Source organism: Aquimarina discodermiae, assembly GCF_040786235.1.
In the GTDB taxonomy this organism is placed as follows: Bacteria; Bacteroidota; Bacteroidia; order Flavobacteriales; family Flavobacteriaceae; genus Aquimarina.
In genome coordinates this window covers 17018-31160 of record NZ_JBFMKP010000038.1, presented here as the reverse complement: position 1 = coordinate 31160, position 14143 = coordinate 17018, and the positions used below count along the sequence as shown (strand labels likewise).

The window sequence follows — 14143 nt, the reverse complement described above, 5'->3', positions numbered from 1 at the left end:
ATATTTATAAAGTTTTTAATACTTCTATCAATTTTTTATTCTCTTTTTCTGTCCCCACAGTAAAACGCAATGTATTTTTACACAAAGGTTGCGTACTTCTATTACGAACTACAACTCCTGCTTTTAATAACTGATCATATCTTGCATCTGCATCATCGACCTTTGCCAGCACAAAATTAGCATCTGTTTTATATACTTCTTCTACAAAACTTATCTGATCTAATGTTTTTAGTAAAGTTGCTCTTTCTTTCAAAATAGCCGTTACCTCTGATCGTACCTGATCCTCGTTTAAAACACGTTCTAAAGCCCTTTTTTGCGTAAGTTCATTCACATTATAAGGCGGTTTAATTTTGTTTAAAACATCAATTATTTCTTCAGAAGCATAACATAACCCCAATCTAATACCTGCCAATCCATATGCTTTTGACAATGTCTGAGTTATAATCAGGTTTGGATATTGCTTAATTCTCGAAATCCAACTTTCTTTATCAGAAAAATCAATGTACGCCTCATCTATAACTACTATTCCTTTAAAGTTTTCCAGAATTCTAAAAATGCATTCTTCAGAAAAGGAGTTTCCTGTAGGGTTATTAGGAGAACAAAGAAAAATTATTTTTGATTTTTCATCTGTAGCTTCCAAAATAGAGGTAACGTTAGGCTGAAAATCATTTGACAACAAAACCTCTCGTTCTTCAATATTATTAATATTAGCCAGCACTTTATACATTCCGTAAGTAGGTGGCAACGTAATAATATTATCAATACCAGGTTCACAGAAAGCTCGATACAAAAGATCTAACACTTCATCACTACCATTACCAAGCAAGATATTACCTGGTAGCACTCCATTTTGTTTTGCAAGTACTGCCTTTAGGTTTCTTTGTTGAGGATCTGGATATCTGTTTACTCCATTCTCAAAAGGGTTTTCATTTGCATCTAGAAAAACCATATTTGTACCGTCAGAAACATACTCATCACGAGCAGATGAATATGGCTTTAGGCCTTTTACATTTTCTCGAATTATAGTATTTATATTAAATTGTATCGCGTTCATTGTTTGTTTAAAAGTATTATGCCAAGAGTAATTAATAATAAGTGTCTAAACCTTGTATAATGTACTTAATTATATATTCTTATTTTAGACTATTTAATCGTAAGGTTACTGCATTTTTATGAGCATGTAGCCCTTCTGCTTCTGCCATCAACTCTATTGCATTTCCTATATTTTCGATTCCTTTTTCTGTTATTTTCTGAAATGTCATTGATTTCATAAAACTATCCAGGTTTACACCACTATATTGTTTTGCGTATCCATTGGTAGGCAATGTATGATTGGTTCCCGAAGCATAATCCCCTGCACTTTCTGGTGTATAATTTCCTATAAATACAGATCCTGCATTTTCTATATTATTTATATAAAAATCATCATTAGACGTACAAATAATAAAATGTTCTGGTCCATATTCATTAATCAATGCTAAAGCCTGGGTGTGGTCTTCAACATAAATCAGTTTAGAGTTAGCAATGGCCGCCTCTGCAATTTCACGCCTTGGCAATACATTACATTGCTTAGTAACTTCATTTTCTACTTTTTCTATCAATGTTTTTGATGTAGAGACCAAAATCACTTGACTATCTTTACCATGTTCTGCTTGACTTAGCAAGTCTGAAGCAACAAAAGATGCGTTGGCTGTATCATCGGCAACGACCAAAAGTTCACTTGGACCCGCTGGCATATCGATTGCTACGCCAAATTTGGTAGCTAACTGCTTGGCAACGGTTACAAATTGATTTCCTGGTCCAAATATTTTGTATACTTTGGGAATGGTTTCTGTACCGAATGTCATCCCAGCTACCGCCTGAATACCTCCTACTTTACATATTTTTGTTACACCACATAAATTAGCAGTGTACAATATAGCAGGATTAATTTTTCCTTCCTTATCTGGAGGTGAGCATAGTACAATTTCTTTACAACCTGCAATATTTGCAGGAATTGCCAACATTAATATAGTAGAAAACAATGGTGCTGTTCCTCCCGGAATATACAATCCTACTTTTTGTATGGGTCTTTTCTCCTGCCAACATTCTACTCCATCTGTAGTTTCTATAGCAACTTTATCAGTTCTTTGAGCAGTATGAAAAGCTTCTATATTCGACTTTGCTAAAAGAATGGCATTTTTTAATTCTTGGCTTACTGATCTTTTTGCTTCTTCCACCTCACTATCTGTAACCAGTAATGTATCCAAAGCTACTTTATCAAATTTTTCGGTATACTTTTTAATAGCAATATCTCTATTGGCTTTGACTTCATCAAAAACTCCTAAAACAATGCTCTCTATATCAGCCACTGTCTGAGTTGGTCTTTTAAGTAACTCTGACCAAGTATTGTTATCTGGATTATATATCTTTTGCATATTACTACTGTTATTATCTATAAAACCATCTTTTCTATCGGGCATACCAAAATACCTTCGGCTCCTTCTTCTTTTAGTTCATCAAGAATATCCCAAAACTTATTCTTTTCTACTACAGTATGAATAGAGCTCCACCCCTCTTCTGCTAACGGAAGTACCGTTGGACTTCTCATACCTGGTAATATTCTAACAATATTTTCTATCTTATCATTAGGAGCATTTAATAATACGTATTTAGAATTTCTTGCTTTTAAAACTGCATTAATTCTAAACTGTAATTTTTCGAGTAGTTTTTTATTCTCTTCTGATATTTTAGGAGACACCGCCAATACAGCTTCAGAAGTAAGCATTACTTCTACTTCTTTTAGGTTATTTTTAAATAAAGTACTACCACTAGAAACAATATCGCAAATCGCATCTGCCAAACCAATATTAGGTGCAATCTCTACAGAGCCTGATATTTGGTGTAGTTCTGCTGTGATATCCTTATTTTTTAAATATTCTTTAACCGTATTAGGATAGGATGTAGCAATCCTTTTCCCATCCAAATCTTTTATAGAGTTATACTCAAACTCTTTGGGTACCGCCAAAGAAACTTTACACTTAGAAAAATTTAAACGCTCTGCGATTGTTATATCTTTTCCTTTTTCGATCAACACATTCTCTCCTATAATCGCAATGTCTACTACTCCATCTCTTAGGTATTGAGGAATATCCCCATTACGTAAAAACATAACTTCCATAGGAAAGTTACGAGTTTCGGCTTTAAGCTGATCCTTTCCATTATCAATAGAAATCCCACAGTCTTTCAATATTTTTACAGAATCTTCGTTGAGGCGTCCACTTTTTTGGATCGCAATTTTAATTTTTGACATGTTACTTTTGTTGTGTTTAAGCTATTCAAAAAAACAAGGTTTGTCTAAACAAAAAACCCGTCTGAACTTGCTCAAACGGGTTACTTTATTAATATGTTTTATACACATATCACACCTACCACGCCTGAGCGAAAATGTAAGAATGATGATGATGTAAATTTTTATTTTTCATTGATTTCGTAAATACGACGCGAATTTATAAAAAATATTTTTTTCTGAAACGCATTTGAACTTATTTTTTTGCTATTCATCTTTATAGCCTTATAAATCTTTAGAAAATATTCTTCATAATAGGTTGATAATAAACAATTTTATAACTTTAATACACTAACATTAATCAACAACATATGAAAAATTTAATTTCATTACTCATTTTCTTATTGTTTGCCTGGCTAGCAATGTGGTGGTACTATTCTTGCGACTGGTGCGCAAAAGATATTACTAATTCTACAACAGTGGTCAACGAAAAAGAAAATCTTGAAGCAGAAGCTTTGGCAAAAAAAGCTTTAGAGGACAGCATCGCTGCCGCAAAAAAAATGATGTCAGGCTTGTTTGTAAAAGATCTCGAAGATCAAGACATTTTTAGGTATCCCGATAACTTAAAAATTAACAATGAAAATGGAGATGTTTTTATCCCAGCTTCTTTACAAGACTTTGGTACAAAAATAGCGGATTATTTAGGTCAACATCAAGATCAGGAATTAATCATTTATGGATATGAAAATACATCTGAAAGAGATCAAAACCTGGAATATGGAGCAACAAGAGCCAATTTTATAAAAAATCTACTGGTAGAAGTTGGAATAAACCCTGATCGAATTGTGACCAAAGAGCTTCAAAAAAATTATGAGTACGATACTGATGGAAACTATAACGGTGGGATTGATTTAAAATTTAACACCTTAAACAAAGAAAGGCTTGCCGAAGTCGAAAAGAGCATTACCGACAAAGTATTATACTCAGAATTTGGGCAAAAGACTTTTCAACCAGACGCAACATTATCAAATTATACATTAGAACTAAAAAGTTACCTGGATAAACATCCTGATGAAGTTATTACAGTCACGGGGCACACAGATAATGTAGGCACTGAGGAAGCAAACCTATGGTATGGACAACAAAGAGCAAATAATGTAAAACAACATTTTATTTCTCAAGGAATTCCCAAGGAAAAAATAAAAGCTTTATCCGAAGGTGAGTTAAGTCCAATCGTTCCTAATGACAGTGACGAAAACAAAGCAAAAAATAGAAGAATAGAAATATCTGTAAACTAAAACAACTAAAACTATGTTAGATTTTTTAAACGAAGTAAACTGGTGGTGTCTACTATTATTATTATTTCTAGCTTTTTTGCTAGGTTGGTTATTATCTAAATGGGCCCTTAAAAACAAATACAAATCGGCCCTAGAAGAGTGCGAAAAAATGAACGATCTTCTTAAAAACAAACCTTACGAAAAGGCTAACTCTACTTTCTCTGGCACCAATACTTCTGCCGAGAATAAAGTCAAAGCTATTAAAACAATGGATCATGGAGGAATGCCATCTGAAGATAATAAACCCAAACCAACATTAAACTTTGAAAGTTTTGGAAAAGCAAATGCTTCTGAAAAAGATGATTTAAAACTTATTAGTGGTGTAGGGCCATTTATAGAAGAAAAGCTAAATAGTATTGGTATTTACACCTTTGAACAAATTAGTAAATTTACCAAAGAAGACATCGACACTGTTACAGAATTGATTCAGTTCTTTCCTGGTAGAATCGAGAGAGATAACTGGACAAAACAAGCCAGTAAACTAAAAGAAAACAAATAACAAGAAAAAATAAAACATTAGAAAAAGGGGGTGTGATGACGCCCTCTTTTTCTTTCTTACGATATCATTCTTTCATTTTAACGAAAACAGTAACAATCCAAATAAAATACGTTTGCCACCCAATTTGTAATTGTTTACTTTTATCACATAAAAAATTACATATGTCTGTAGCAAAAAAGGATTATAAGCGAGTTACTGTAAAATCTTTGGTCGAAATGAAGGCCAATAAAGAAAAGATATCTATGCTCACCGCTTATGATTACACCATGGCAAAAATCGTAGATGGTGCAGGAATCGATGTTATTTTGGTAGGCGACTCTGCCTCGAACGTCATGGCAGGTCATGAGACAACGCTTCCTATTACACTAGATCAAATGATTTACCATGCATCTTCTGTAATACGTGCTATTGATCGTGCACTGATTGTTGTAGACTTACCATTCGGAAGTTATCAAAGTGACCCTAAAGAAGCATTGCGATCTGCTATACGAATTATGAAAGAATCGGGAGGGCATTCTGTTAAACTAGAAGGCGGTAAAGAAATTAAGGAATCTATTAAACGAATTCTGAATGCAGGAATACCCGTGATGGGGCACCTAGGACTAACTCCTCAATCTATCTACAAGTTTGGAACCTATACCGTTCGAGCCAAAGAAGAAGAAGAAGCAAAAAAACTAAAAGAAGATGCACTGGTGTTACAAAAAATAGGATGTTTTGCTATTATACTAGAAAAAGTACCTGCAAAACTAGCAAAGGAAATTGCAGAGGTTTTAACAATTCCTGTCATAGGTATTGGTGCAGGAAATGGTGTTGATGGACAAGTACTAGTGACTCATGATATGCTAGGGATGACACACGAATTTAATCCTCGGTTTCTTAGGCGATACTTAGATTTATATAGCGATATGACAAATGCTTTCAAGCAATATGTTACCGATGTTAAAACGGTTAATTTTCCGAATGAAAATGAGCAATATTAGTTCTACTTATTCTTATTATTTTTAATCTCGATACATTGTCTATAAAAATACTTTCAAACAAAAACAATCTTCAGGTTTTATATGAGGATAATCATTTGATTATTGTTAACAAGCGCCCTGGAGACATTGTACAAGGAGACAAAACTGGTGACAAACCTCTTAGTGATATTGTTAAAGAATATATTGCAGACAAATATCACAAACCCGGTGCTGTATTTCTAGGTGTGGTACACAGATTAGATCGTCCTACTAGTGGTATTATTGTGTTTGCAAGAACAACCAAGGCATTGACTAGACTCAATGCTTTATTTGCAAACAAAGATGCTAAAAAAACGTATTGGACTGTGGTTAAAAACGCTCCTCCAAAACAGCAGGATACCTTGACACACTGGTTAAAACGTAACCCAAAACAAAACAAATCATACGCAAACCTAAAAAAAGTTCCCGATAGTAAGCAGGCTATTTTAGAATATCGGCAAATAAAAAAACTTATCAATTATTATCTTTTAGAAATTGACCTGCATACAGGCCGTCATCATCAAATTCGATCACAACTCTCTAGTATTGGTTGCTCTATTAAAGGTGATTTAAAATATGGAGCGGATCGCAGTAATAAAGATGGTAGTATTCATTTACATGCTCGAAAACTTAGTTTTATTCACCCTGTAAAAAAAGAGACACTTATCATAACAGCTCCTCTTCCTCCAGATCCTGTTTGGAATAATTGTAACTAAAAAACTTCTTATCTATTGTAAGAAGTTTTTTAGTTACAATTATTCTATAAAATAACCATATTACTTTACAACTTTTATATCAACTAGAAGTCTTGTCGCATTAATTGCTTTCAACTTAATAGCTCCCTTTTTCCCATCAGCATTTTCAAAAAGGATAATGTTATTCTTATAATCTGACAAACCTACACTATCATTATCATTTGTTACTTTTATTGCTGCTAAAGCCTTTGAATCTTTAATAGCATCAAATTCTGCTACTGTCATAGAAACATTTGTATGTTGAATTTTTGTTACTGTACCATTAGCAATTTCATTTACGGCAGAAGGGCTAGAAAACGCAATAAATGCTTGATTACTATCGCCTACTAAATCGATAATCTTAGAAGTTTCACTATCAATTGCTGACGCACCATACATTCTTCCTGTACTTGTGGCATAAAAACGAGCAGAATCATCTAATGAAAATTCGACGTCAGAAAAAACAGAGATAAGCTCTTCAGTTTCTGTAGTGTTTGTAGAATTAGAATCATCATCTTTGGAACATGATGTTACATACATTGCTAAAGCAAAAAAACAGATTAAAAATTTGAGTTTCATAAATAAATCTGGGTTAAAAAGTTAAAAAAATCTTAATTTCAGAAACACGAAGATATACTTTTTTAGAAAATACCAGAATTTTACTCCAAAAATATGGTCATTTTTTATAAGATCTTACACTTTCTATAACCACAGATGTTAGAATTAATATTCCACCAATTATCGTGGAGTATTCTGGATATTCTTTTAGAAATACGATCCCTAAAATGATACCATATACCGGCTGAACGCTACCTATAATACTTGCTGTGGTAGTCGAAAATCGCTTAAGACTATACAAAAACATGGTGTGCCCTATCGCAGTCGTAAGCAAAGCTAACACAAGAATATATGGCAATTGTGATACAATTCGAGAGCTATCCATAATAAAAATGGCTGGTAATAATAGTACCGACATAATCACCAACTGATACCACATTAACATTGAACCGTGATATACACCTACTTTAGTTTTCATGATTAAATTTCTTAGCGCGTAACAAAATGCAGAAAACACTCCTACTCCAACCGCTTTTGCATAACTATTTTCTAAACTAAAATCAGGGACTAAAAAATAAATTCCGATCAAAACCAATGCTCCTAAAACCAAATGCATTTTTTGAAATTTTACTTTTAACACCAAGGGCTCTAGAAAAGATGTAATCACAGGATATGTAAACAAGGATAACATTCCTATAGCAACATTAGACATTTTTAAGGAGTAAAAATAAGTAATCCAATGCAATCCCATTAAGATACCTCCTGCAATAACAGAAAGGCGATCTTTACTTTCTATTTTAAAAGAAATTTTTTTCCATTTACAAAACAGAAATAAGATACAACCGGCCAAAATCGCTCTAAAACATATAATAACTGGCACTGGCATATCTATATGTCTTCCTAATACCCCCGAAGTGCTTATAAAAAGCATAGCCAGATTTAACTCTAATACACTTCTTACATGTGTGGTTTGCCCTTTTGCCAATCTTTATTTTTTTATCGTATTAATGAAAAACTTGATTTAAATTCTTTGGTAATTCCTTCTTCTATATATTGTACTCTAAACCAGTAGTCACTAGATGGCAATACATTTCCGTTGTATGTTCCGTCCCAAATGCCTGATGCTCCTAAATCTGCCAGCAATTTACCATATCTATCAAAAATAGTCACATCTAATATGGTTACATTTTCACTACCTTCTATATCCCATAAATCATGAAAACCATCTCCATTAGGAGTAAAATACTCAGGATGGCTCACAATTTTTTCTACTTCGACCGCTAACTCACCACACATTTTAACATCTCGAACATAAACCATATGTTCTCCTCTAGAAACACCTTCAAAGATATTAGATTCTTGCCAATCTCCATTATCAATTCTAAATTCATATTGACCATTTCCTACTACAGTAACTTTTATCTTTGCATTGTTAGAAAATGCTCCTGATAATAATTCTGTAGAAGCACTTTCTGGAGGATAAGAAGCCACTACTTCTGTTGATTTTGACAGTTCACATCCTGTAACAATATCTGTTGCCACCACAGTATACACCCCAGGAGTATCTGGCAAAAAAGACGGTTGTGTTTCTCCGGCTATTTCGTTTTGAGGGGTTTGCGATGTACCCGTATACCATTTAAAAGTATAGTTTGCAGTAATTAGACCAGTATCGATCTCGTCTGTAGGCACTAAATTAATAAAGGTATCATCAGCATCCAGACACACAGCATATTCATCTTCAATAGGAATAGGGATAATTGGCAATGCAACCAAAGTGATATGTTCTCCTAACCCAAGACAAGAATTGGCAATTCCATTTTCTACCCTAACATATATGTTTTGATTGGCTGGAGAAGATTCATTTCGATAATTGGATATATCTGCAATAGCATTTTGTTCTGACAAAGCGTCTGCTTCATTCTGATAATATCGAATGGTTAAATTTTGTCCAGAAGAAAATAATTGTTCAATTTGAGCGGTAGCATCACTAAAATTAAATGTTGCCACTCCATCTGTAGGATCACTATCATTATTATCACATAAGGTATAGGTCAGATTAAAATTAGCTGGAATTTGTGTGGTAGAAACCTGTAAATCAACCCTAGCAGCTTCGAAACAATACGTAGTTTCTACTCTTGCATATACCGTACTGTTTGTGATTGTTGGATTTGGATATGCCGTAAAATTATTAATTCTCCCAGTCACTGTTCCATTAATTGCTTGTTGCTCGGTTAAATAATAGGTAAAAACCTCGTTCGCAGCATTATTAGAAACTAACGTATTAGCTTCTGACAAATTAAACAACGAAAAACCATCGGTATCATTATCACACTGTAGTAGAGTAACCGGATTTTGTACGTTTGGTGGTGTATCAAATTCGATTATTACAGATTCAGTCGTATTACAACCTCCAGAAATATCTATGTTCACGCTATATGTACCATCTTGAGTTACTTCTAACCGTGCACCGCCAGATAATATAGTCGTACCGTCTCCAGGAACTAACGGGTTACCGTCTTTCAACCAGTTATAAGTAGCACCCGTTCCCAAAGTTGCATCTAATACTATGGGAGTTCCTAAACATCCAGGGTTACCTCCAGCAATAGTTCGATCATCCCCAAGATCACCTCCTAAATCAAAACTTCCTGCGGCCAGAAACACTGCAGAATCGAACGATGTATCTCCATGATCTGCAATAACCAATTTTATAGTATATCTTTCATTAGCTACTACGCTGCCTGATGCTGTTAATACTTCTGTATACCCATTAAAGTTTATAGCACCTGTATTGCCTTGAGGAATTTTTGTATTGAAATAATTTTCATTTTGAGGTGGACATTCAGAATTGTTTCCTCCATCGTCATTAAAATCACCATCATTATTTAAATCCACTCCTGGGTGTACCGTTGTTACCTTTATTGGTACGGGTGGATTTGTTCCCGGTACTACAGCAAGATTGCGAGAATTACCAGCAGAATCTGTGAGTATAAAAGCAAAAACATCTGAAATAATACATGGAAAGCTTTGTGTATATTCTTCTGAAGCAAATAAAAAGTCAAAACTTATAAAATCAATAGTTGGAACAAATTCAAATTGAATGTACGTAGCATTAAATAATGATGAAGTTCCCGTAATTGCACCCAATTCGGTATCTCCTCCCCATCCTGCATCATTGCCATCGACTAATATAGCACTATTTGGTCCTCTAGCATTAATTGCAATACCAGTGCTTAAAATAACCCCTCTTTCTATTTCAAAATTAGAATTATTTGCTTCAAAATATCCAATCCCATTAAAACCTTGAGCCGTTCCTGTAGAAAAAGTGATATTTTCTACAACCGCACAAGGACTGTCTATCAATACATCTTCTACCAACTCTTGTACAGTAAATTGTTGATCATCTATGGTGACATTTGACTGAGATTTCAAAATTAAAGAACTAAAAACACAAAACAACAAAAACGTTTTTTCTAATCCTTCTTTTAACTTCATATGTATGTACTTTACAATAAATAATGTTAAAACAAAGTCGTGTATTCCAATCCTATGACTTTATTTATTACATATAAAACGTACCAAAAACCATACACCCTATCCTAACTTACAAGGCTTTAGACATGGCTATTGTTTTATGCTTACCTATTGTATTACTTAATACGCACAAAAAAACAGCATTAACTATTTAATAACAAACTTTTAACGTATTAACCCCTTTGCTTTTTCTTTAATAATATCTGCAACTGGTCGTCCTTCTATATTACTCTCTAACCACGATAGAATATCAAGATATAAAAAGGCTCTTTTTTCATAAGGGTGATTTTCGTACTGTTTTAAGTTTTTGTGTAATTTTTTAAATTCATCTTTGATTTGGTGAGGAAATATATCCCCTAGGTTTTTAAGAAACTTAATCATTTCTTTTTGCACCTGATGTAAGTCATTCATTTTTATCAAGAACCTATACGTTTCTTTTAACTGAGTTTCAAGATGATAATCCATGCCTGCTTCATAATGCGCAACCAAACTAAGAACTCTAGAGAAACACATTAGGTCTTCACGCATCTTTAATGATTTATTGGTGATAATTTTGGCTAAATATTCAATACATTTTTTATGATTTGCCATCCCAAAATACAAGCAACCAATTTTATAATAAAACACCATGATGTGGTGATCATCTAATCTATTTTTAAACTCTGATATACCAGCTAAAATTTCTCCAACGAGATATTCGCCTTCTTCAAAACTACCTTCCAGAAAATGAACATTTAGTTTATTATTATAAATGTATTGAAATTTCAATACTTCTATATTATCATCACTTGGAAACGAAGACTCAGAAATGGAGTGTTCAAATTTTTGCAATGTAGATTTTAGCTGCCCTTTATCTTTTATCAAAAATAAAGATTCTAATAAATAATGATTTCCTCGTAAGAAAAACACAGGGTTCTGATTCATCATTTTAGGATAGTCATAAAACAAGTCTACCCATTTTTTTGAGTACTTATAACATGACAAAAAATCCTGAATTATAAAACCATACCACAAATGAGCTTTATACAACCATAATTTTTCTCTAAAACCAAGTACATTCCACTCATACTTAGGTAATTTATTATCAAAATATTCTGTAACTATCTTATGTTCCTTATCATTTCTAACATATCCACTTTTAAGCATTAATCCATATAACTGTAATGACAAATTAGAAAGCTTACTTGTCAATACATTCTTCATACTTAACATTTTGGCTTCTACAGTTAGTTCGTCTGCTCTATTATTAATACTTCTTGTTATATACTGTGTTTCTATAACTTTCTCGAACTCTACAATTTCATAAGCAATATTATGTTCTTCATTTTCTTTTGCCAATGCCTTTGCTTTATCCAGAATTTTAAGACTTTGTTTATACAGTCCTTTATGATACAAAATAGAAGCAAAATCAAACTGTTCTCTTAGTTGGGTTCTTATGTTTTGATGTAAAGGACTTAACCGAAGACTCACCAATATTTGTTTATATAAATGAGCCTTTAAATTAGAAAGTTGTTGTTTTTTTACAATTCCTTTAGAAACAATAAGGTCTTCGTCCATATTGTCATTTTTATCTAAATGATTAAAAAGAGCTAGGAATTTTGAATCTGTATTTACTCCTAATCTACCAACATATACTTTAAATTGTCTTTTTTCTGACTTAGAAAGTGATTTTACCAGAATAAACAAAGGATCTTTTTGATCATTAGTCATTGTATGAAAATATGATATAATTAACTGATTAACAATATTTTAAGTTTTCAATAAAAGATTTTAGCATTGTAAAAGCTTTAATGAAACGCTTCTCTTTTGAATTAGCAAAATATAAATTCGTAAGAGATAAAAGAAACATCTTTTAATAATATTTTATAAAGATGATACTTTTTAAGGAACATATTAAAGCAAAATTCATTAAATACTATGAGTAGTAATAAAGTCCAAATTTTCGATACGACGCTTAGAGACGGAGAGCAAGTCCCAGGGTGTAAATTAAACACACAACAAAAATTAGTAATTGCAAAACAGCTCGATCTTTTGGGTGTTGATATTATTGAAGCTGGATTTCCTGTTTCTAGTCCTGGAGATTTTACCTCTGTAAATGAAATCGCTAAAATTGTTAAAAATGCAGCTGTTTGTGGACTTACCAGAGCAGTAGAAAAAGATATCAAGGTTGCAGCAGAAGCACTGCAGATTGCAAAAAGACCAAGAATCCATACAGGCATAGGTACTTCAGAATCTCATATTAAATATAAATTTAATTCTACCCAAGAAAAAGTTATAGAACGTGGGGTTGCTGCGGTAAAATATGCTAAATCATTTATTGAGGACATAGAGTTCTTTGCAGAAGATGCAGGACGAACAGATAATGAGTTTTTGGCTAGAATATGTGAAGCTGTTATTAAAGCTGGAGCTACAGTTCTTAATATCCCTGATACTACAGGGTATTGTTTACCAGAAGAATACGGTGCTAAAATAAAATACCTAAAAGAAAACGTAAAAGGAATCCATAATGTTACTATCTCGTGTCATTGCCATAATGATCTTGGACTAGCAACTGCAAATTCTATTGCAGGAGTAATGAACGGTGCAAGACAGATAGAATGTACAATTAATGGTATTGGAGAGCGTGCTGGTAATACTGCACTTGAAGAAGTGGTTATGATCATGAAACAACATCCTTATTTGAATATCACAACTGGAATTGATTCTAAATTGCTATATGAAACCAGTCAAATGGTATCTAATAATATGGGAATGATGGTACAACCCAACAAAGCCATTATCGGTGCCAATGCATTTGCTCATAGCTCTGGAATACATCAGGATGGTGTAATTAAAAACAGAGAAACTTATGAAATAATTGATCCCGAAGATGTTGGTGTAACTGAATCTGCAATTGTTCTAACTGCTAGAAGTGGTAGAGCTGCATTGGCGTATAGAGCCAAAAAAGTAGGCTACGAATTAACAAAACTTCAACTTGATGATGTTTATCCAAAGTTTTTGCAATATGCGGATAGCAAAAAAGAAGTTATCGATGAGGATATTCATGAAATTATGAAAGAAAATGATATTCCTATGGGAATAGTTGCATAATTATATAAATAGGAAACAACAAATTAAACCTGCAAGTCGTTATAATTACTTGCAGGTATTTTTTTATAGACAACATACAGAAATTATATAATACCAATTGTAAATTAACACCGTAAACTACATTATTG

General features: G+C 33.0%; 12 protein-coding genes. 5 read left to right on the top strand and 7 right to left on the bottom strand.

Features of this window, described 5'->3' with window-relative positions; genetic code table 11:
- Positions 1-4 precede the first annotated feature (4 nt).
- The 3 genes from hisC to hisG form a co-directional block, all read right to left on the bottom strand.
- Positions 5-1054 (bottom strand): histidinol-phosphate transaminase, encoded by a 1050-nt coding sequence (gene hisC, locus ABW636_RS19955; RefSeq protein WP_367591851.1) that lies wholly within the window; start codon positions 1052-1054, stop codon positions 5-7.
- A gap of 79 nt (positions 1055-1133) precedes the next feature.
- Positions 1134-2417, bottom strand: a complete 1284-nt coding sequence (gene hisD, locus ABW636_RS19950; RefSeq protein ID WP_367591864.1) for a histidinol dehydrogenase — start codon at positions 2415-2417, stop codon at positions 1134-1136.
- Between the two features lie 17 nt (positions 2418-2434).
- Complete coding sequence (gene hisG, locus ABW636_RS19945; protein WP_367591850.1) at positions 2435-3292, bottom strand: ATP phosphoribosyltransferase; 858 nt, start codon at positions 3290-3292, stop codon at positions 2435-2437.
- Positions 3293-3639: 347 nt separating this feature from the next.
- On the opposite strand from hisG, the gene ABW636_RS19940 reads away from it, so the two are divergent.
- From ABW636_RS19940 to ABW636_RS19925, 4 genes are all read left to right on the top strand, one after another.
- Positions 3640-4566, top strand: a complete 927-nt coding sequence (locus ABW636_RS19940; RefSeq protein WP_367591849.1) for an OmpA family protein — start codon at positions 3640-3642, stop codon at positions 4564-4566.
- A gap of 13 nt (positions 4567-4579) precedes the next feature.
- Complete coding sequence (locus ABW636_RS19935) at positions 4580-5104, top strand: helix-hairpin-helix domain-containing protein (protein WP_367591848.1); 525 nt, start codon at positions 4580-4582, stop codon at positions 5102-5104.
- Positions 5105-5265: 161 nt separating this feature from the next.
- Positions 5266-6084, top strand: a complete 819-nt coding sequence (gene panB / locus ABW636_RS19930; RefSeq protein WP_367591847.1) for a 3-methyl-2-oxobutanoate hydroxymethyltransferase — start codon at positions 5266-5268, stop codon at positions 6082-6084.
- A gap of 35 nt (positions 6085-6119) precedes the next feature.
- Positions 6120-6818 (top strand): RluA family pseudouridine synthase, encoded by a 699-nt coding sequence (locus tag ABW636_RS19925; protein ID WP_367591846.1) that lies wholly within the window; start codon positions 6120-6122, stop codon positions 6816-6818.
- Positions 6819-6878: 60 nt separating this feature from the next.
- Here the strand turns inward: ABW636_RS19925 and ABW636_RS19920 are convergent, their stop codons facing one another.
- The 4 genes from ABW636_RS19920 to ABW636_RS19905 all read right to left on the bottom strand — a co-directional run bounded on the left by ABW636_RS19920 (position 6879) and on the right by ABW636_RS19905 (position 12635).
- On the bottom strand, positions 6879-7415 hold the full coding sequence (locus ABW636_RS19920; protein ID WP_367591845.1) for a hypothetical protein: 537 nt from the start codon (positions 7413-7415) through the stop codon (positions 6879-6881).
- 97 nt (positions 7416-7512) lie between these two features.
- Positions 7513-8379, bottom strand: a complete 867-nt coding sequence (locus ABW636_RS19915; RefSeq protein ID WP_367591844.1) for a DMT family transporter — start codon at positions 8377-8379, stop codon at positions 7513-7515.
- An 11-nt stretch (positions 8380-8390) separates the two neighbouring features.
- Complete coding sequence (locus ABW636_RS19910; RefSeq protein WP_367591843.1) at positions 8391-10886, bottom strand: T9SS type B sorting domain-containing protein; 2496 nt, start codon at positions 10884-10886, stop codon at positions 8391-8393.
- A 204-nt stretch (positions 10887-11090) separates the two neighbouring features.
- On the bottom strand, positions 11091-12635 hold the full coding sequence (locus tag ABW636_RS19905) for a hypothetical protein (RefSeq protein WP_367591842.1): 1545 nt from the start codon (positions 12633-12635) through the stop codon (positions 11091-11093).
- A 207-nt stretch (positions 12636-12842) separates the two neighbouring features.
- On the opposite strand from ABW636_RS19905, the gene ABW636_RS19900 reads away from it, so the two are divergent.
- Entirely contained in the window at positions 12843-14015 is a 1173-nt protein-coding gene (locus ABW636_RS19900) for a 2-isopropylmalate synthase (protein ID WP_367591841.1), read from the top strand.
- Positions 14016-14143 lie beyond the last annotated feature (128 nt).